Genomic DNA, 17,723 nt, shown 5'->3' on the forward strand with positions numbered 1-17,723 from the left:
TGTGAAGTGACAACGTTGTCGTTTGGAAATTTCGAGATGCCGATGGGGCAAGCGTGGCCGCGGTTGAGAAATGTCATGGGCTTCAAACTGTGCTGACGTAATCTTGCTGAGCGGCCTTGAAGTGCCGCCAGGAAAGGAAGCGCCATGGACAGCGAACAGCCGGAAGTCGTGGAAAGCAGGGGGATGGCGGCGCCGCCATTGCCTTCCCTGTCGCAATTGATCGCAGTGCTGCCGCCGAAAGGCGCATGCTGGTACTGCGACAAGCCGCTCGATGCCGTGCGCCGCTTCTGCTGCAAGAGTTGTTGCGTGGCGTATGCGGAAGAGGCGCAGTTCAACAGCTGAGCGGTAACGGGCTGAGCGCTAGCGCCGCCGCAGCAGCGCCGCCAGGGCGCCGTCGAAATCGAACTCATGCGCGGCGGCCGCCACTTCCTGGTAGACGTTCACGCCCAGGCTGGCCGCGAGCAGGCTGGCCGAGTTTTCCAGGATGTCAATGGCGGCGCCGTCGCCTTCGCGCAGATGGCTGGCCAGGCGCGCCAGCAGCAGCTGGATGGCGGGTGCGGCCGGGTCGGGCGCCACGTCCTGCGCCGCCGTGTGGGTTGCCTCCGGCGTGCCCAGCATGCTGCTGACCGCGCCGAGCAATTGATCCTGCGCCAGTTCCAGCTGCTGCATCTGCTGGGCCAGGTCGGGCGCCTGCGCACGCAGTGCCGACTCCAGGGTTGCCGCCAGGCCGTGCACGTGGCGCGCGCCGATCATGCCGGCGGCGCCTTTCAGGGTATGCGCCTTCAGGCGCGCGGAAGCATAGTTGCCCGTGTCGAATTCGGCGCGGATCTGGCACGGCGTGGTGCCGTGGTCATGCAGGAAGCGGCGCAGGATTTTCAGGTACAGGATGCGGTCGCCCATGATGCGGCCCAGTCCGTTCTCGACGTCGAGAATGCGGACCATGTCGGATGCCGCAACGGCGGCATCATCATCGCAAGCGGCGTGTGGTTTCAGCATGCTGTGCAGAGCGCCCCAAAACTTGTCAATTGCTGTAAAGCAGGAACAGCTATTTTACATCCAGTCGTCCTCGATGCTGCGCCCGCTTGGCACGGCGAGTCGCCCTAGCGCGTGCTGAATGACCAGCTCTGCGTGACGTCCGCGCCATTGACTTTGCCGATGAAACTCACGTCATAGCTGGTGTTCGCGTTCAAGGCCGACAGCGGGATGATGGACGCGGCCGAGACGGGCGTATGCACATCGTTGCCGCTGGTGAGCAGGCGCACGGCCAGGTCCGCGGCGGCGCCGCGCTGGCGCACGCTGAACGCCGTCACGCTGACGGGCGTGCCGTAGTTGGCATGCACGCTGATCGGGTAGCCGACCACATCCTGGTTCGGCACGGGATCGGGTGATTCGTTATCGCTGGAGAAACTGACGGCCACCTTCTGCTGTCCGCTGTAGGGATAGGTGACGATCTGCGCCGCCGCCAGCCCGGGTCCATAGCTGCGGTTGCCGGCCAGGTCGGTGGTGAAATACGCATAGCCGGTGCCGCTGACGGCCGCGCCCGCGCCGCCTTCCTTGAACAGCGGCTCGAAAATGACGAAGCGGTGATAGATGGCCGTGACCAGCTCTTCGGCCAGGTAAAAGCCGGACGTGTTGCTGGCGCCGGCGATGACTTCGCCCTGCAGCGAGGTGACGACGTAGCCGGCCTTGGCCAGGCGGTCGCCCAGTTTGACGCCCGTAAAGCCGGGCTTGCCCTGCACCTGCTCGTGCGCCACCGTACTGTTGAGATTGAGATAGCTGGAGTGGCCCAGGGCTGCGCTGTCGATCAGGCTATTGCGCACCAGCGGAGACAGGCCGATCTGGCTGCGCCGGTAGTTGAACCAGTTGAAGCCATCGGTGGCGATATTGTTGCTGAGGACGGGAGCGCCAGGCTCCTGCGTCAATTGCCCGGCCGGGGTCGAGGTGCTCAGCGACGTATTGCCGCTATCGCCGCCACCGCCGCAGGCGCTCAGCAGGGCTGCGCTCAGCAGGGCGGGTATCCAGTATTTCCAACGCAGTGACGAGGCAATCAAGTCGACTCCTGTATAGGTGGGCGGACAGCGTGCTGCCCTGTAAAACGATTCTAAGGTATTTTGATCGCTCGTAGAGCATCGATGAAAAGATATGTCCCGCTCGTGCGGGGACGGTGCCGCCGCTGCGCAGGGTAGAATGAGCGTAGCGCAGCGTTTGCCGCTGCATTGCCTCATCCCGCTACTTTGATTGCCCATAATTTGAACACATTGCCCAAGTCGCGCCTGCAGCGCGCCAAATACGCCTTGCCCAGCATGGTGACTTTGCTTTCGATAGCGTGCGGTTTTGCCAGTATCGTTATTTCCGTCGATAACGCCGGTGTCGGCGATGCGGATGCCTACCGCCTGGCGGCGGCGCTGCTGGTACTGGCCGGCGTGTTCGATGCGCTCGACGGCTACGTGGCCCGGCTGACGGGGACCAGCTCGCAGTTCGGCGTGCAGCTCGATTCCATTGCCGATGTGATGAATTTCGGCTGCGCCCCGGCTGTCTTGTTGTATTGCTATGGTTTTGTGCAGATGGGCGTGCACGATCCGCTGCTGTTGCGCTTTGGCGGCATGGCCAGCTTCTTCTTTGTCGCCTGCGGCGCCATGCGCCTGGCGCGCTTCAATGTGAATGTGGGGCGCACCGACCCCCTGTATTTCGTCGGCATGCCGATCACGGCCGGTGCCGCTTGCGTGGCGGCCGTGGTGGTGGCCTGGCCGGCGCCCATCGATTCCATGCTGCACAGCTATCTATTGATGCTGCTGCTGGTCGGCGTGGGCAGCCTGATGGTGTCGACCTTGCGCTTCCCCAGCTCCAAGCAAAAGAAAAGCCTGGCTGCGCTGCTGGTGCTGATCCTTGCCATCGCCCTGCTGGTGTGGCTGAAGACCAGTTTCTTTGCGCTGTTCTTCGCCGTCTACATCGCCGCCACCCTGCTGCTCAACCTGGCGTGGTACCTGGGCTGGCGCGGCATTGCCTTACCCCAGGTATTCAACGACCCGGACGAGATTGATTAAACGTTAAGCCACCTCGTGCCCGCGCGCGGCGCGCAGGATGGCGAACCAGTCGCTGCGGCTGAGCGTGAACTGCGTGCCTTCCACGGCCACGCCCACCGCTTCGATGCGTCCCGTGCCCGTCAGCGGCAGGGGGCGGCATGGCAATTGCATGATCCAGGCAAACACCACGCTGGCAAACGGGCGCTGCAGCTGGTCCGCGATCTGCTTGATGACATTGCGCAAGTTCTCCACATTCGCATCGCCGCCCTGGAACAGCCGTCCGCCCGCCAGCGGCGACCAGATCATCGGCGCCACCCCCACGTCCTGCAAGCCGTCGAAGGTTTCGTCGAACAGGGGCGCCACGTGCAGCGGCGAAAATTCCACCTGGTTCGTCACCAGCGGGAAACGCCGGTGCAGGCACTCGAATTGGTGGCGGCTGAAGTTCGATACGCCAAAGTGCAGCACCTTGCCCGCTTGCCGTAGCTGGGTAAACGCGCCGGCGATCTCGTCGAAATCCATCAGCGGGTCGGGGCGGTGGATCAGCAGCAAGTCCAGGCGGTCCGTCTGCAATTGGCGCAAGCTGTGTTCCACGGAACCGGTGATGTGCGCCGCGCTCGTGTCGTAATGCTGGATGGCATGGCCGGGACGGTGCGGCGACAGCAGCTTGATGCCGCACTTGCTGACCAGCTCCATCTTGTCGCGCAAGCCCGGTTGCAGGGCCAGCGCTTCGCCGAACAGCCCTTCGGCGCTGTAATCGCCATAGATATCGGCATGGTCGAAACTCGATACGCCCAGCGCCAGGCATTGCTCGATGAAGCTCAAACGCTGCTGCGCCGACATATTCCACTCGCCGATGCGCCACATGCCGGCGACGATGCGCGACAGTTCGGGACCGTTGCCGCTTAAACGGCTGCGCGGCGCTTGCAGGCTGGCGGGAAATACATGGCTCATGGGCTGGCTTTCTGGTGGTGGCGAAGAAGGTGACGCCACGATTATATCCAGAGCTACAACATGCTGCGGATAAAGCGGCAGCAACGCTCCTGCAGCGCAGCATCGAGCTGGCCGCCCAGTTGCATCTGGTACACCAGCGCCGATTGCAGCATGAAGGCGAACAGCCGCAGGTCGAGGTCGGCGCGCACCCCGATGTTGACCAGGCGCTGCACCACCAGGGTGATCCACGGCGCGACGATCTGCTCGCGAAAGCGCAGTTGCGCCGCCGTATCGTCGTGGATCAGCACCAATAAATCGCAGGTGAAGCGGCCGTCGGCGTTCAGGTTGTCGAAGATGCGCGCGCAGATCGCCTCGATTTCCTGGCCGTCCGGCATGTCGAGCGCGCGCTGCAGCTTTTCCGCCGTGCGCTTGACGAGCGCGTCGAGCAGCATGTCTTCGCGGCGCGGCCAGCGCCGGTAGATCGTCTGGCGCCCCACGCCGGCCACGTCGGCCACCATCTGTATCGTCACCGCCTCCAGTCCATGCTGGCGCACCAGCAGGACGATGGCTTCCAGTACCGCATCTTCCACGCCCGCCTTGCGCGGGCGGCCACGCACCGCTGCCTCTTTTTTGATCACGTTAAACCTGTCTCTGAATGTTTCTTTTAATTATGGTACGATGCGCACCGTAAATGCAAAGCTAGCGCTTGTCAATCACCTTGATCAATTAACCGGCAGGCGAATGCACCGCGCCGCGATACCCCAGTCATCTCTACGTGAAATCTGCCATCTGCGCGGCGCGTGTCCGCATTTTCTTTCTGACTTCCACATCCATCACTGTGGCGGCTCGTGCCGCCTGAGGACAACCTATGAAAATCATCGGGATTTCGCCCCACCGGCGCAACTTCCTGCGCAAGGCCGTCGGCGCCGCGCCTGCCGTGGCCTTGCTGGCCGGCGCCGGCGGCGGCCTGGCCATGGCCGTCTCCAAAGACCAGCCTGCCTATAAACCGCGCTTTTTCGACGCCACCGAATGGGCCACCCTGACGGCGTTGGTCGACCGGCTGATCCCCGCCGACGCCGACGGGCCGGGCGCGCTGGAAGCGGGCGCGCATGAATTCATCGATGCGCAGATGAACACGCCTTACGCGTATGGCGCGCTGTGGTACATGCAGGGGCCGTTCGTGCCCTCGATCGAACAGTTCGGCTACCAGTTCCACATGGCGCCGCGCGAGCTGTACCAGAGCGCCCTGGCCGGCGTGAATGCGGCCGTCAATAAGCAGTCCGGCAAGCCTTTCGTGCAGCTGAACGCGGCCGAGCGCGACGCCGTCATCACGCAATTGCAAAAGGGCACCCTGGACATCGGCGCAGTGCCATCGAAAGTCTTTTTCAACCAGCTGCTGCAAAACACGCGCGAAGGTTATTTTTGCGACCCCGTGCACGGCGGCAACAAGGACATGCTGGCCTGGAAGATGGTGGGCTTTCCTGGCGCGCGCGCCGACTACATGGATTGGGTGGAGCAGTACGGCAAGAAATACCCGTTGCCTCCAGTATCCATCGCCTGAAAACGTCCATGGCGGCGTTGCACTGCCTGGTCGTACTAGCGTACTGCCTGCGGCAATGCGCCTTGCCCTGAACCTTTTCAGTTATTCGTAGCAGATCAAAGAAAAAGAAAAACCATCATGAGTGATATCAAACCCGATGTAAAAATGAAGCCTGTCGATGCCGTGATTGTCGGCTTCGGCTGGACCGGTGCCATCATGGCCAAGGAATTGACGGAAGCGGGCCTGAACGTGGTCGCGCTGGAACGGGGCGAGTACCGCGACACCTATCCCGACGGCGCCTATCCGAAGACCCTCGACGAGCTGACCTATATCCAGCGCAGCAAGCTGTTCCAGGATATGTCGAAGAGCACGTTCACCTTCCGCCACAGCATCACGGGCGTGGCCGTGCCCTACCGCCAGATCGGCGCCTTCAAGCCTGGCACGGGCGTGGGGGGCGCGGGCTTGCACTGGTCGGGCATGCACTGGCGCGTGTTGCCGGAAGAGCTGCAGATCCGCAGCCACTACGAACGCCGTTACGGCAAGAAATTCATTCCCGAAGGCATGACGATCCAGGATTTTGGCGTGACCTATGCCGAACTGGAGCCGCACTTCGATTTCGTCGAGAAAGTCTTCGGCACCTCGGGCCAGGCGTATAAAGTCAACGGCATCGTCGTCGGCGACGGCAATGTGTTCGAGGGCGACCGCTCCGACAATTACGCGCTGGCGCCGCAAAAAGTGCCGTACACGGCCGAACTGTTCCGCCGCGCGGCCAAGGCCGTCGGCTATCACCCGTTCGTCAACGCCTCGTCGAACGCGTCCGGCCCGTACACGAACCCGTACGGCTGCCAGATGGGGCCGTGCAACTTCTGCGGTTTCTGCTCCGGCTACGCCTGCTACAACTATTCCAAGGCCTCGCCCAACGTCAACATCATGCCGGCCCTGCGCATGGTGGCCAATTTTGAATTGCGCGCCAACTGCAACGTCGTGCGCATCAACCTCGACGGCAGCAAGGGTGGCAAAGCGCGCGCAACAGGTGTGACCTACATCAATGCGGATGGCAAGGCCGTCGAACAGCCGGCCGACCTGGTCATCGCCAGTGCCTTTGCCTACAACAATGCGCATCTGTTCCTGCTGTCGGGCATCGGCAAGCCATACGACCCCGTCAGCAATGAAGGCGTGGTGGGGCGCAATATCGCCTACCAGATGATGTCCACCATCCAGACTTTCTTCAAGGAAGACACGAACACGAATCCGTTCATCGGCGCCGGCGGCACCGGTGTCGCGCTCGATGACTGGAATGGCGATAACTTCGACCATGGCCCGCTGGGCTTCGTGGGCGGCTCGCCCGCCTGGTGCAACCCGGCCGGCTCCAAGCCCATTTCCGGCATCGCCACGCCGGACGGCACGCCCGCCTGGGGCTCGGCCTGGAAGAAAGCCGTCAAGAAGAGCTACCTGAACACGGTGTCGTTCGATTGTCACGGCGCCAACATGACTTACCGCGACTGCTACGTCGACCTGGACCCCACCTACACGGACAAGTATGGCCAGCAATTGCTGCGCTTTACCTTCGACTGGAAGGAAAACGACATCAAGATGAGCCGTTTCGTCACCGACAAGATGATGAAGGTGGCCGAGGCCATGAACCCGGAATCGATCAAGGTGTCCGTCAAGAGCGTGGGCGACCACCTCGACTTGCGCAACTACCAGACCACCCACTGGGCGGGCGGCACGGCCATGGGCGCGGACCGCAAGACCAGCGTCGTCAACCGCTACCTGCAAAGCTGGGACGTGCACAACGTGTTTGCCGTCGGCTCCAGCGTGTTCCCGGTCGGCATAGGCTACAACCCGACGGGCCTCGCTTGCGCGCTGACCTACTGGTCGGCCAAGGCCATCCGCGAGCAATACCTGAAAGATCCCCGTCCCCTGGTCGCTTGATAAAGAACAAGAAGATGAACAACACATTCACCCATACCGTGGGCGCGCTGCTGCTGGCGCTCGCTTCAAGTACTGCCTGGTCGGCTACCGCGACCACCCCGAACGCCCAGCTGATACGCCAGGGCGAATACCTGGCCCGCGCCGGCGACTGCATCGCCTGCCACACGGCCGGCACGCAGGGCAAACCGTTCGCGGGCGGCCTGGGCATGGAAACGCCGATCGGCAAGGTGTATTCCACCAACATCACGCCCGACAAGAAGGCCGGCATCGGCGACTGGAGCTTTACCGATTTCGACAAGCTGATGCGTACCGGCGTGACCAGGCACGGCTATACCGTGTATCCGGCCATGCCGTATCCGTCGTACTCGCGCCTGAGCGAAGCGGACATGCAGGCGCTGTACGCCTACTTCATGCATGGCGTGAAGGCAGACCCGACGCCGAACAAGGCGGCCGATATTCCGTGGCCGCTGTCGATGCGTTTCCCGCTGACCATCTGGCGCTGGGCCTTCGCCCCCACGCCGCAGCCGTATAAAACGCCGGCCACGGGCGACGCGCAATTGCTGCGCGGCGCCTACCTGGTACAGGGCCTGGGCCACTGCGGCGCCTGCCACACGGCGCGCGGCGTGGGCATGCAGGAAAAATCGCTGACGGATGAGGGCAACACCACCTTCCTGGCGGGCGGCGGCGTGATCGACGGCTGGTCCGTGCCTTCGCTGCGCAATGAACATGGCGGCGGCCTGGCGCGCTGGAGCGCGGCGGAGATCGCCGAATTCCTGAAAACGGGCCGCAACAGCCATACGGCGTCGTTCGGCGCCATGAACGACGTGGTGGCCCATTCCATGCAGCACATGACGGATGGCGACTTGGCGGCGATGGCGAAGTACCTGAAGTCCCTGCCGCCATCGAATCCGGCCACGCCCGCGTTTGTCGCCGACGACAAGCTGGCCAAGCAATTGTTCAGCGGCATCGTCAACTCCCAGGGCGCGCAGCTGTACCTGGACCGCTGCGCCGGCTGCCACCGCTCCGACGGCAAGGGCTATGAGAAGGCTTTCCCTGCACTGGCCGGCAATGCCGTGCTGCAGACGAACGATCCCACCTCGGCCATCAATATCGTGCTGTCGGGCGGCGCCGTGCCGGCCACGCGCACGGCGCCGTCGGCGCTGACGATGGCGCCGTATGCCGACATCTTCAATGATGAGCAGACGGCGCAGGTGGTGACGTTCATCCAGACCAGCTGGGGCAATCGCGGCACGCCCGTGACGGCGGCACAGGTGGCCAAGGTGCGCAAGGTCTCGGTGCCGGTGGCGGCGTCGCAGACGGAAGCGACGTTTGCGGCAGGCCGCCACGGCACCTTCCCGCCCGTGGCGCGCCAGCCGCACCTGAAGGATGCGCCGGCGAAGTAACGTCGACGGACGAAAAAAAATGCCCGCAGCGATGCGGGCATTTTTTATGGGGAATGCTGACTGCTTATTTCATCCACAGGCGCATCGAATCCCAGGCGCGGCCGAAGATCGTGGCCTGGTTGATGGTTTCCAGCGCCACGACGGGCAGTTCCAGCAGGACCTTGTCGTCGACCATCATTTTCAGTTTGCCGACAGGGGCGTTTTCAGCCAATGGTGCGACCAGCGGGTCCTTGCGTTCCAGCACAGGTTTCATCTTGGCCGCCGTGCCTTTTGGTACGGTGACGAGCACGTCGCGGGCGAAACCGATTTTCACGGTGCCTTTCGAGCCTTTCCACACTTCCGGCGTGGCCACGGCCTGGCCCTTCGAGTACAGCTTGACCGTATCGAAGTTCTGGAAGCCCCAGTTCAGCAGCTTCTGGCTTTCCTGCGTGCGCGCCTGGTCGGACGAGGTACCCAGCATGACGGAGATCAAACGGCGCTCGCCGGTGCCGCCTGGACGGCGGGCCGAGGCGATCATGCAATAGCCGGCCGCTTCCGTGTGGCCCGTCTTCATGCCATCGACGGTTGGGTCCAGCCACAGCAGGCGGTTGCGGTTAGGCTGGGTGATCTTGTTGTACGTAAAACTCTTGATGGAATCGATTTTATAGAATTCAGGATAGTCGGCGATCACGCGCTGGGCCAGCACGGACAGATCTTGCGCCGTGGAATAGTTATCCGGGCTAGGCAAACCATGCGGATTGGCAAAACGCGTGTTTTTCATTCCCATGCGCTGGGCTTCGCGGTTCATCAGCACGACGAAGGTGCCTTCGTCGCCGGCGACGGCTTCAGCCAGCGCGACGGCGGCGTCGTTACCCGATTGAATCATCAGGCCGTGCAGCAAGTCGTCGATCGAGACGGGCGTGGCCGGGTCGATGAACATCTTCGAGCTGCTCGAATCAACTTTCCATGCGCGCACGGACACGTTTACCTTCTGGTCCAGCGCCAGTTTCTTTTCGCGGATGGCGGCAAACGTCAGGTAGGCCGTCATGATCTTGGTCAACGATGCCGGCTCGATACGGGCGTCCGGATCTTGCGAAGCAATGATCTGGCCACTGGTGGCGTCAAGCAGCAGCCAGGATTTGGCGGCGATGCTCGGTGCAGGAACGTGCTGGGCGTGGGCGGCGGATAGGAAAAGTACACTGGAGGCCAGTGCCGCTAAAAGTTTTTTCATGGAGGCTGGTCTGCGAAAAAGATGAAGGCTGAGGGCCACGCAGTTGCTGCGTACGTGGCCGCGTGGAAAAAACGGATCAATTATAGCCGTGGAGGCGCTAGTAAGCCCACACTTCAATGATCATCCGCTGCAATTGCGGGTTTGTCACCATGCCACAGCGCAATCACGAGGTTCTTGATGTGGTTGAGCTTGCGGTGGAAAAAGTGGTCGGCGCCGGGGATCACGATCACGGGGATGTCTTGTGGACGGGCCCAGTCGAAGACGGCGGACAGGGGAATTGTGTCGTCCAGTTCGCCGTGGATCAAAATGGTGTCGGCCGGAATGTCGGCCATGGCCCATTTGCCGGCCGCGCTGCCGATCAGCGCCAGGCGTTCGACGGGCGTGCCGGCGGCGGCCAGGCGTTCCTGCAGTTTCGATTGCACGAAGGTGCCGAACGAGAAACCGGACAAGGCCACGGGCAAGCCCGGATACAGGCCGACCATGTGTTCATACAGCAATTGCATGTCGTCCGTCTCGCCCGCGCCATGGTCGTGCACGCCTTCGGAAGCGCCCACGCCGCGGAAGTTGATGCGCGCCACCACGTAACCGAGGGCGACAAACGCGCGCGCCAGGGTTTGCGTGACCTTGTTATCCATCGTGCCGCCGTACAGCGGGTGCGGATGGGCAACGAGGGCGATGCCGCGCGGAGTGTCTGCCGGGAAATCGAGCAAGCCTTCCATGCTGCCCGCATGGCCGGCGAGGGTAAATTTTTCCGAGTTTCTGTTCATGATGCTCATACTGGTGGCGTAGGCTTAAATTAGGATTAAATATGCGGCTTAGATTTTCAGACGTTCGACGATCTTGCCGCCCACCAGGTGGGTATCGATGATCTCGTCGATATCGCTGGTGTCGACATAGGTGTACCAGGTCGCTTCCGGGTAGATCACCAGCAGCGGGCCTTCCTCGCAGCGGTCCATGCAGCCGGCCTGGTTGATGCGGATCTTGCCCGCGCCATTCATGTCGAGTTCCTTGATGCGGCGCTTGCAGTGCTTTTGCGCCGCTTCCGCGCCATGGTCGCCGCAGCTGTTGCGGCCATCTTCACGTTTGTTCATGCAGAAAAAAACGTGGCGTTCAAAATACGGTGCGTCGCTCATACTATGCTCCTGCTGATTCATCAATGCGCCATGATAGCGCTTATGGGTGGTCTTCGCGACGCTGGCGCTGCACATCGTCCTGCCGGTTCAGGCGATGCGAGGGCAGGCACAGGAACCACAGGGCCACGAAGGGCCACAGCAAGGCCAAAAATTGCGCCGCGCCATTAAAGTTGAGGAACTTGCCTTGTACCCAGCCTTGCAAGGTTGACATGAAATACGGGTTGATCGGCGTCGTATTCACCATCACCAGGCTCAGCAGCAAGGTGGCGGCCGCGATGCGGCGCTGCGCCACGTGCGGCGCGAAGGCCAGGCCGCCCAGCATGATCAGGCCGATCAAGAAGCCGCCCTGGGCGCCCGGCGTGATCCAGACGAAGGCGTTTTGCGGCGAAAACAGCAGCGCGCTGGCCATCGAGCGCACGATCAGGGCGGCGGCGATCAGGGTCAGCATCAGGATGGCGCGCGGCGCGGCGCGGCGCAGCAGGCACAGCAAGGTGAGCACGGCGCCCGTCATGCCGCAAGCCGTGATGATGGTTTCTGAAAGCCAATATTGCTCGACCGTTAAGATCACGTCGGGACGCAGGTACGCGGCCAGATCGATGTCGATGCCCGTCAGCTGCGACAGCCAGTCCGACAGGATGGGCAGCAGCTGGCCCAGGCCGAACAGATAGCCTTGCGGATAGATCTGCGCCAGCGGCCACAGGGCCACCAGCACCAGGCCCTGGCTGGCATGCTGGGCAAACCAGCGCTGGCGCAAGCGGTACAAATGGCTATGGTCGAGCAGCTTGCGCGCCGTCAAGGCGCCGATGATGGAGCCGATGCAGCAGCCGGCCGCATTCGTATAAAAATCCAGGTTCGACGATACGCGGCTGGGCAAATAGGTCTGCACGGCTTCCATGCTGCCGGAAATCAGCATGCCGCACAGGCTGGCGACGATAACGGCAAAGAAACCTGTGATCCTTGGAAACAGCGAATACACGATCAAGGCGCCCAGCGGGATGTAGCCGACGACGTTGATGCCCACGTCAAAGCCCGTCCAGTAACGGGGCATGCGGGTGTTTTCCAGGAACGTCAGCGGCGACAGGCCATTGCTGTGCCAGCCCGTGAACGGGAACCAGCTGGCGTACACGATCAGGAAGACGTAGGCGAGCAGGGTCGCGCGCGACACGGGCGAGGAACGGACGGGCGGCAGCGGCGCCGCCGGGCTGGCGGAGGGTGCGGGCTCGGTCATTCTTTCGGGATATTCAGCGTGCCCAGCCAGGTGAGCAGGTCGGCGGCGATGGCGTCCGAGGCGGCCGCCAGCGCCTGCGCGCCGCCTTGCGCATCGGCGCTGCCGGCCGGACCGCTGCGGCTGAAGGTTTTCTGGTCGATCAGGCGGTGGCCGCGGAACAGCGAGGCGCGCAGCGACACATGGCCGCTGCTTTGCGTCTGCGTGTCAAACGCTTGCGAAAAATCATCGACGTCGATGCGCAGCAGGGGAATACCGGCGGCCGCGTCCGTGGTCGACAGCACTTTCACGCCGCTTTGCGCCACGCGCGTCTTCAGGCGCTGGCTGAACAGCTGCAGCGGCGGCGTGTTCCAGCGGTTGTAGGCGTACGGCCGCGATTGCTGCGCATCGGCGTACAGCAGGCGGTAATACATGCGCTGGCTGTCCAGCCACGAAGGGCCGTTGGCGTCGGCGATCACCAGCACGGGCACGGCTGGCACGGCGGCCGGTGCGGCCGCCAGCGGCGCGGCAGGGCCGAAGTCATAGAACGTGGGCACGGGGCCGCGGCTGGCGCAGCCGCCCAGCAGGACGGCGCCGGCCAGGATGAGTGCGGTGAGATGGCGTGGGATAGGCATGCGGTGTTCTCCTTATTTGCCCGGTGCCGAAAAACCCGGCTCGCCCGGGCCGGGCGGGATGTCTGGGGCGCCGAACAAGATGCTCTGCGGCTGTTCATTGAGCGTGCTCATGGTGGTTTTCAGGGCGCGCATCGAGGAGCGCGCCTCGCCGCTCAGCTCGATTACCTGCGGCAAGACTTCCAGCGATACGCCATTCGCCACCGTTTCCACGGAATGGCCGACCCGGTCGACCGTGCCATTGACCTTGTCGAGCACGCCGCCGGGCGCCTGGATGTCGTTACCGAGTTTTTTCCACGTGGCCGTCAGGTCCGACACGTTCTTGCTGGCCGTACTGACGGCCGTCAAGGTTTGCCGCGTCTGTTCCGTCAGTTGCGGCAATTGCGTCAGGGTCGGTTCCAGTTGCTGGGGAATGGCGCCAAAGGCCTTGGCCGCCTTGCCCACTTCATTGAAGGCGCCCAGCATGGCCGCCTGGTTGTCGGGGCTGAGCAGATTATTCACCTTGTTGGTGATCTGCTCAGCCTGGTCGAGGATGCGCTTGCCCCGTTTTTCCAGCTGGTCGAGCAAGCCCGCGCGCAGGGGGATCAGCGACGGTTTGTCCTTGCTGGTGCCCAGCAGTGTCGAGCCCACGTGCTCGTCGTCGAGCTGGATGTAGGCGATGCCCGTCACGCCCTGGTAGCCGAGCGTGGCAAAGGTGGTGTTGGTGACGGGCGTGTCGGGCGCCACGCTGATGTGCACGAGGATTTGCCCCGCCTTTTGCGTGTCGAAGTCGATGGCGTCGACCTTGCCCACTTCCAGGCCCCGGTAGCGCACGGTCGCCTGCGGGTTCAGGCCCGGCACGGACAGGGTGGTGGCGAGCAAATACGGGACTCTTTCCACGCGGTCGCGGTTGAACCAGACGCCGAACAGGATGGCGGCCACCAGCAGTGTGAGTGTAAAAAATCCCGTCATCAGGGCATGTGATCTGTTTTCCATTACTTCTCCGCTTTCTTGTCTGTGCCGGCGTCGTCGCCTGGCTGTGCCGCCTTGGCTGCCGCCTGTTTTTCATCGAGGACGGCCAGCGCGCGCTTGCCGCGGTCGCCGAGGAAAAATTGCTTGATGAACGGGTGGTCCACTTCGATCACCTCGCGCGTGGGGCCGATGGCGATCACGTGCTTTTCCGCCAGCACGGCGATGCGCGTGGACAGGGCGAACAAGGTGTCGAGGTCATGCGTGACCATGACGACCGTCAAGCCCAGCTCGCGGTGCAGCGACTGGATCAGCGAGACAAAACTTTCCGACAAGTCCGGATCCAGGCCCGCCGTCGGTTCGTCGAGGAACAGCAGCTTCGGTTCCAGCGCCAGGGCGCGCGCCAGGGCCACGCGCTTGATCATGCCGCCAGACAAGTCCGACGGCATTTTCAGCGCATGTTCCGGGCCCAGGCCCACCATGTTCATCTTTAATAATACCGCGTCGTGCACCAGCGCTTCGGGCAGCACGCGCAATTCGCGCATGGGCTGGGCCACGTTGTCGAACACGGTCAGGGCCGAATACAGGGCGCCTTGCTGGAACAGCATGCCCCAGTGGTTGCGCAACTGCTGCAGCTGGTCGGAACTTGCCTTGTTGATATCTTCGCCAAAGACTTTGACGCAGCCCCGTGCCGGATGTTCCAGGCCCAGCATCTGGCGCAGCAGCACCGTCTTGCCCGTGCCGGAGCCGCCCACGATGGAGAGGATTTCGCCCCGCTCGATTTCCAGGTTCAAGTCCTGGTGCACGACGGTGCGGCCGAACTTGGTCCACAGATTGGTGATGTCCACCACGGGTGCGCTGCCGTGCAGGTTGAACTGGCCTTCCTTGCCGGTGCCGCAGGCGATATCGGTGTCGTTCGCCATCAGTAGCCCACTCCATTGAAGACGATGGCAAACACGGCGTCGGCCAGGATCACGACGGTGATGGCCGTGACGACGGCGGTGGTGGTGCCGTGCCCCAGGCTTTCCGTATTCGCCTTGATGCGCAGGCCGAAGTGGCAGGAGACGAGGGCGATCAGCATGCCGAAGATCACGCCCTTGCCCAGGCCGATCATGTAGTTGGCCAGCGGCACGGCATCGGGCAGCTTCTGGATGAAGTAGCGCGCCGACAGATTCAGTTCCACCTTGGCCGCCACCATGCCGCCGATCAGCGCGGCCGTATCCGTCCAGATGACGAGCAGGGGCATGGAAATGGCCAGGGCCAGCACTTTTGGCATGATCAGGCGGAAACCGTGCGAAATGCCCATCACCAGCATGGCATCGAGCTCTTCCGTGACGCGCATGACGCCCAGCTGCGCCGTGATGGACGAGCCGGAGCGGCCGGCCACGAGAATGGCGGCCAATAAGGGCCCCAGTTCGCGGATGACGCTCATGCCCAGCAGGTTGACCAGGTAGATGTCGCCGCCAAAGGCGCGCAGTTGCTGCGCGGACAGATAGGACAGCACGACGCCGATCAGAAAGCCGACCAGGGCCGTGATGCCCAGCGCCTGGAAGCCCGCATGGAAGATATTGGCGGAAATTTCACGCCACGGCCCGCGCATCGGGTGGCGCGCGAAGCGGCCGATATCCTGCGTCACCTGGCCCACCAAGGCAATAAAGCCCTTCAAATGTTCGAAAAACAGCAAAATGGCCATGCCCAGCTTCATCACGGGCGTGAGGCGGTTGGCGCGCGACGGCGGCGTTTGCAGCGGCCCCGTCTCTTCGATGCGCCGGAAAAACTCTTCCTGCGATGGCGCCAGGGTCAGCTGCGCGGGGCGCTGCTTGCCCCAGGCATTCCAGAACAGCTGGGCGCCGATATGGTCCATGCTGTCGATGGCCGACAAATCCCATTGCGCCTTGGTATCGCCCTGCAAGGGCCTGAGCTGGGCCTCGATGGCCTTGATGGCATTGTCATGCGCCAGTGCGTGCACCTGCCAGGTGCCGCTGGCAGTGACAAGGGCTCCCTGTTGGGAGCTGGTCTGGGAGAGGGTCAGTTTCGGCGATTGTACAGTCGGCATCGCGCCAGTTTAAGGGAGAATGGCGCAGACCGCCACCGCTGTTCAATCGCCGGCCCCTCAGGACGCCAGGTGGCGCGCCTGCCGCTGCGGCAGGGCGACGTCCGGGCGCACCTTGGTGTTGTTAGTACTCACTTCGCTGGTCTTGGCGTGCGCGGCCGCCTGCGCGCCGCCCGCATAGTCGCTGGCCAGCAGGGCGTTGGCCTCGGCCGCGCTCATGCCGCGCGTCTGCAGCCATTGCGCCACCAGCTTGGCCAGGCGCTCCATGGCGATGCGGTGGGTGGCGTCCGTGTGGGCATACAGCCAGTTCGAAAAATCCATGAAGTTTTCAAACGGCGCATCGCCCAGCATCCATTGCACGGTATTGGCGAAGCGGCCCGAGTTGGCCACCAGGTCCCAGTAGCGGGCGAAGCGCACGAGGCGCTGCATGCTCATGAAATCGAGCTGTTTATTGGCCAGGATGGTGTACGGCGGGTGCGGGTCGAACACCATGCCATAGTTTTCCGTATGCCGGATGATGGGCGTGCCGCGCAGCCGCTTCAAGATGCCGAACTGGATTTCATGCGGTTTCAGGGCCACCAGCTTGTTGAAGCCGGCCGCGAAGCTCGCTTCATCCTCGCCCGGCAAGCCGGCGATCAGGTCCACGTGCAAGTGGGCGTTCGATTCCTCGCACAGCCAGCGGATGTTATCGGCCGCCTTTTGGTTGTCCTGCTTGCGGCTGACCAGCGATTGCACGTCCGGATTGAAACTCTGGATGCCGATCTCGAACTGCAGCGCGCCGGGCGGGAACTTGCTGATGCCTTCTTTCAAGGCGTCGGGCAGGTGGTCGGGCACCAGCTCGAAGTGGGCGTAGATGGGATCGTTGGGATTCGCTTCGATCTTGTCTAAAAAGAACTGCATGATCTTCAGACTGGTCTTGATGTTCAGGTTGAAGGTGCGGTCGACGAACTTGAACAGGCGCGCACCGCGCGCATGCAGGGATTCCATCTCGGCCAGGAAATTCTCCAGGGCGAAGGGCCAGGCCGTCTTGTCCAGCGCCGACAGGCAGAATTCGCACTTGAACGGGCAGCCGCGCGACGCTTCCACATAAATCGTGCGGTGGCGGATATCGTCGTCTGTATACAATGAGTAGGGCAGCTGCAGTTCCGCCAGCGGCGCCTGCACGCCTGCATGGATCTTCATCAGCGGCTTCGGGCCGTGGAGGATCTCGCCGCACAGCTTGGGGAAGGTGACGTCGCCCCAGCCCGTGATCAGGTAGTCGGCCAGTTTGACGATTTCCTGCTCGCCCGCCTCATGCGACACTTCCGGCCCGCCCAGCACGATGATGACTTCGGGCGCCACGCGCTTGAGCATGGCCACCAGTTTCGTCGTTTCTTCGACGTTCCATATGTAGACGCCAAAACCGATGATGCGCGGCTTGTTGACGAGGATGCGCTCGACCAGTTCCGTCGTCTTGGTGCCGATGACGAATTCCTGCAGCCGCGTCTGCGCTTGCAGCGGCCCCATATTGGCCAGCAGATAGCGCAATCCCAACGAGGCGTGGGTGTAGCGGGCGTTCAGGGTGGAGAGCAGGATGGTCATGGGAGCGGTTGAATCGGCGAAACCGCTATTTTACGCTGTCACGTCAGCTGTGCGCTGCGGCCGCCAATGCCATGTTACCATTTGTCAACAATTACTAACTTGTCAATGCTACGGCAGGCTAAAAGGGATAC

18 protein-coding genes are annotated in these 17,723 nt (G+C 62.8%); 5 read left to right on the forward strand and 13 right to left on the reverse strand.

Annotated features, from left to right (window positions below; genetic code table 11):
* Positions 1-144: 144 nt before the first annotated feature.
* Positions 145-342, forward strand: a complete 198-nt coding sequence (locus tag AC07VH_RS28110) for a hypothetical protein (protein ID WP_493047685.1) — start codon at positions 145-147, stop codon at positions 340-342.
* Between the two features lie 18 nt (positions 343-360).
* Here AC07VH_RS28110 and AC07VH_RS28115 read toward each other — a convergent pair whose 3' ends face one another.
* Positions 361-996, reverse strand: a complete 636-nt coding sequence (locus AC07VH_RS28115; RefSeq protein ID WP_489629497.1) for an Hpt domain-containing protein — start codon at positions 994-996, stop codon at positions 361-363.
* Positions 997-1,100: 104 nt separating this feature from the next.
* On the reverse strand, positions 1,101-2,051 hold the full coding sequence (locus AC07VH_RS28120; protein WP_494788957.1) for a CAP domain-containing protein: 951 nt from the start codon (positions 2,049-2,051) through the stop codon (positions 1,101-1,103).
* Positions 2,052-2,258: 207 nt separating this feature from the next.
* Between AC07VH_RS28120 and pssA the strand changes: the two genes are divergently transcribed.
* A complete protein-coding gene (pssA, locus tag AC07VH_RS28125; RefSeq protein WP_489630741.1) occupies positions 2,259-3,044 on the forward strand; it encodes a CDP-diacylglycerol--serine O-phosphatidyltransferase in 786 nt (261 codons plus the stop codon).
* Between the two features lie 3 nt (positions 3,045-3,047).
* Here the strand turns inward: pssA and AC07VH_RS28130 are convergent, their stop codons facing one another.
* Together AC07VH_RS28130 and AC07VH_RS28135 are read right to left on the reverse strand one after the other, a co-directional pair.
* Complete coding sequence (locus tag AC07VH_RS28130; protein ID WP_494788958.1) at positions 3,048-3,974, reverse strand: aldo/keto reductase; 927 nt, start codon at positions 3,972-3,974, stop codon at positions 3,048-3,050.
* Positions 3,975-4,027: 53 nt separating this feature from the next.
* Positions 4,028-4,591, reverse strand: a complete 564-nt coding sequence (locus AC07VH_RS28135; RefSeq protein ID WP_494788959.1) for a TetR/AcrR family transcriptional regulator — start codon at positions 4,589-4,591, stop codon at positions 4,028-4,030.
* A 230-nt stretch (positions 4,592-4,821) separates the two neighbouring features.
* On the opposite strand from AC07VH_RS28135, the gene AC07VH_RS28140 reads away from it, so the two are divergent.
* The 3 genes from AC07VH_RS28140 (at position 4,822) to AC07VH_RS28150 (ending at position 8,831) form a co-directional block, all read left to right on the forward strand.
* The gene (locus AC07VH_RS28140) at positions 4,822-5,514 is read left to right on the forward strand and encodes a gluconate 2-dehydrogenase subunit 3 family protein (protein ID WP_494788960.1); all 693 of its coding nucleotides are present in this window, start codon (positions 4,822-4,824) and stop codon (positions 5,512-5,514) included.
* Positions 5,515-5,631: 117 nt separating this feature from the next.
* Positions 5,632-7,428 carry a GMC family oxidoreductase gene (locus AC07VH_RS28145; protein WP_046683272.1) on the forward strand — a complete coding sequence of 599 codons (1,797 nt, stop codon included), beginning with the start codon at positions 5,632-5,634 and terminating at the stop codon, positions 7,426-7,428.
* Between the two features lie 14 nt (positions 7,429-7,442).
* Positions 7,443-8,831 carry a cytochrome c gene (locus AC07VH_RS28150; protein ID WP_494788961.1) on the forward strand — a complete coding sequence of 463 codons (1,389 nt, stop codon included), beginning with the start codon at positions 7,443-7,445 and terminating at the stop codon, positions 8,829-8,831.
* Between the two features lie 64 nt (positions 8,832-8,895).
* Here AC07VH_RS28150 and AC07VH_RS28155 read toward each other — a convergent pair whose 3' ends face one another.
* The 9 genes from AC07VH_RS28155 to AC07VH_RS28195 form a co-directional block, all read right to left on the reverse strand.
* Complete coding sequence (locus tag AC07VH_RS28155) at positions 8,896-10,041, reverse strand: D-alanyl-D-alanine carboxypeptidase family protein (protein WP_489629503.1); 1,146 nt, start codon at positions 10,039-10,041, stop codon at positions 8,896-8,898.
* 113 nt (positions 10,042-10,154) lie between these two features.
* A complete protein-coding gene (locus AC07VH_RS28160; RefSeq protein WP_219135775.1) occupies positions 10,155-10,808 on the reverse strand; it encodes an alpha/beta hydrolase in 654 nt (217 codons plus the stop codon).
* A 48-nt stretch (positions 10,809-10,856) separates the two neighbouring features.
* A complete protein-coding gene (locus tag AC07VH_RS28165; protein ID WP_034781335.1) occupies positions 10,857-11,174 on the reverse strand; it encodes a (2Fe-2S) ferredoxin domain-containing protein in 318 nt (105 codons plus the stop codon).
* Positions 11,175-11,214: 40 nt separating this feature from the next.
* The gene (locus AC07VH_RS28170) at positions 11,215-12,402 is read right to left on the reverse strand and encodes a VanZ family protein (RefSeq protein ID WP_489629504.1); all 1,188 of its coding nucleotides are present in this window, start codon (positions 12,400-12,402) and stop codon (positions 11,215-11,217) included.
* Positions 12,399-13,013 (reverse strand): ABC-type transport auxiliary lipoprotein family protein, encoded by a 615-nt coding sequence (locus AC07VH_RS28175; RefSeq protein WP_489629505.1) that lies wholly within the window; start codon positions 13,011-13,013, stop codon positions 12,399-12,401. The genes AC07VH_RS28170 and AC07VH_RS28175 overlap by 4 nt, the downstream gene beginning before the upstream one ends.
* A 12-nt stretch (positions 13,014-13,025) precedes the next feature.
* The gene (locus AC07VH_RS28180) at positions 13,026-13,985 is read right to left on the reverse strand and encodes an MlaD family protein (protein ID WP_077408877.1); all 960 of its coding nucleotides are present in this window, start codon (positions 13,983-13,985) and stop codon (positions 13,026-13,028) included.
* On the reverse strand, positions 13,985-14,881 hold the full coding sequence (locus tag AC07VH_RS28185) for an ABC transporter ATP-binding protein (protein ID WP_230542069.1): 897 nt from the start codon (positions 14,879-14,881) through the stop codon (positions 13,985-13,987). Before AC07VH_RS28185 ends, AC07VH_RS28180 begins: the two co-directional genes overlap by 1 nt.
* A complete protein-coding gene (locus tag AC07VH_RS28190) occupies positions 14,881-16,014 on the reverse strand; it encodes an MlaE family ABC transporter permease (protein ID WP_494788962.1) in 1,134 nt (377 codons plus the stop codon). Before AC07VH_RS28190 ends, AC07VH_RS28185 begins: the two co-directional genes overlap by 1 nt.
* 57 nt (positions 16,015-16,071) lie before the next feature.
* Positions 16,072-17,592: a B12-binding domain-containing radical SAM protein gene (locus AC07VH_RS28195; protein ID WP_494788963.1), complete on the reverse strand. Its 1,521-nt coding sequence runs from the start codon at positions 17,590-17,592 to the stop codon at positions 16,072-16,074.
* Between the last annotated feature and the right edge of the window lie 131 nt (positions 17,593-17,723).

The organism is Janthinobacterium sp. GW821-FHT03C10 (assembly GCF_059420865.1).

Coding starts and splice junctions, on each gene's coding strand:
- AC07VH_RS28110 (WP_493047685.1), top strand. CDS start 145: ATGGACAGCGAACAGCCGGAAGTCGTGGAAAGCAGGGGGATGGCGGCG.
- AC07VH_RS28115 (WP_489629497.1), bottom strand. CDS start 996: ATGCTGAAACCACACGCCGCTTGCGATGATGATGCCGCCGTTGCGGCA.
- AC07VH_RS28130 (WP_494788958.1), bottom strand. CDS start 3,974: ATGAGCCATGTATTTCCCGCCAGCCTGCAAGCGCCGCGCAGCCGTTTA.
- AC07VH_RS28140 (WP_494788960.1), top strand. CDS start 4,822: ATGAAAATCATCGGGATTTCGCCCCACCGGCGCAACTTCCTGCGCAAG.
- AC07VH_RS28145 (WP_046683272.1), top strand. CDS start 5,632: ATGAGTGATATCAAACCCGATGTAAAAATGAAGCCTGTCGATGCCGTG.
- AC07VH_RS28150 (WP_494788961.1), top strand. CDS start 7,443: ATGAACAACACATTCACCCATACCGTGGGCGCGCTGCTGCTGGCGCTC.
- AC07VH_RS28155 (WP_489629503.1), bottom strand. CDS start 10,041: ATGAAAAAACTTTTAGCGGCACTGGCCTCCAGTGTACTTTTCCTATCC.
- AC07VH_RS28160 (WP_219135775.1), bottom strand. CDS start 10,808: ATGAACAGAAACTCGGAAAAATTTACCCTCGCCGGCCATGCGGGCAGC.
- AC07VH_RS28165 (WP_034781335.1), bottom strand. CDS start 11,174: ATGAGCGACGCACCGTATTTTGAACGCCACGTTTTTTTCTGCATGAAC.
- AC07VH_RS28170 (WP_489629504.1), bottom strand. CDS start 12,402: ATGACCGAGCCCGCACCCTCCGCCAGCCCGGCGGCGCCGCTGCCGCCC.
- AC07VH_RS28175 (WP_489629505.1), bottom strand. CDS start 13,013: ATGCCTATCCCACGCCATCTCACCGCACTCATCCTGGCCGGCGCCGTC.
- AC07VH_RS28180 (WP_077408877.1), bottom strand. CDS start 13,985: ATGGAAAACAGATCACATGCCCTGATGACGGGATTTTTTACACTCACA.
- AC07VH_RS28185 (WP_230542069.1), bottom strand. CDS start 14,881: ATGGCGAACGACACCGATATCGCCTGCGGCACCGGCAAGGAAGGCCAG.
- AC07VH_RS28190 (WP_494788962.1), bottom strand. CDS start 16,014: ATGCCGACTGTACAATCGCCGAAACTGACCCTCTCCCAGACCAGCTCC.
- AC07VH_RS28195 (WP_494788963.1), bottom strand. CDS start 17,592: ATGACCATCCTGCTCTCCACCCTGAACGCCCGCTACACCCACGCCTCG.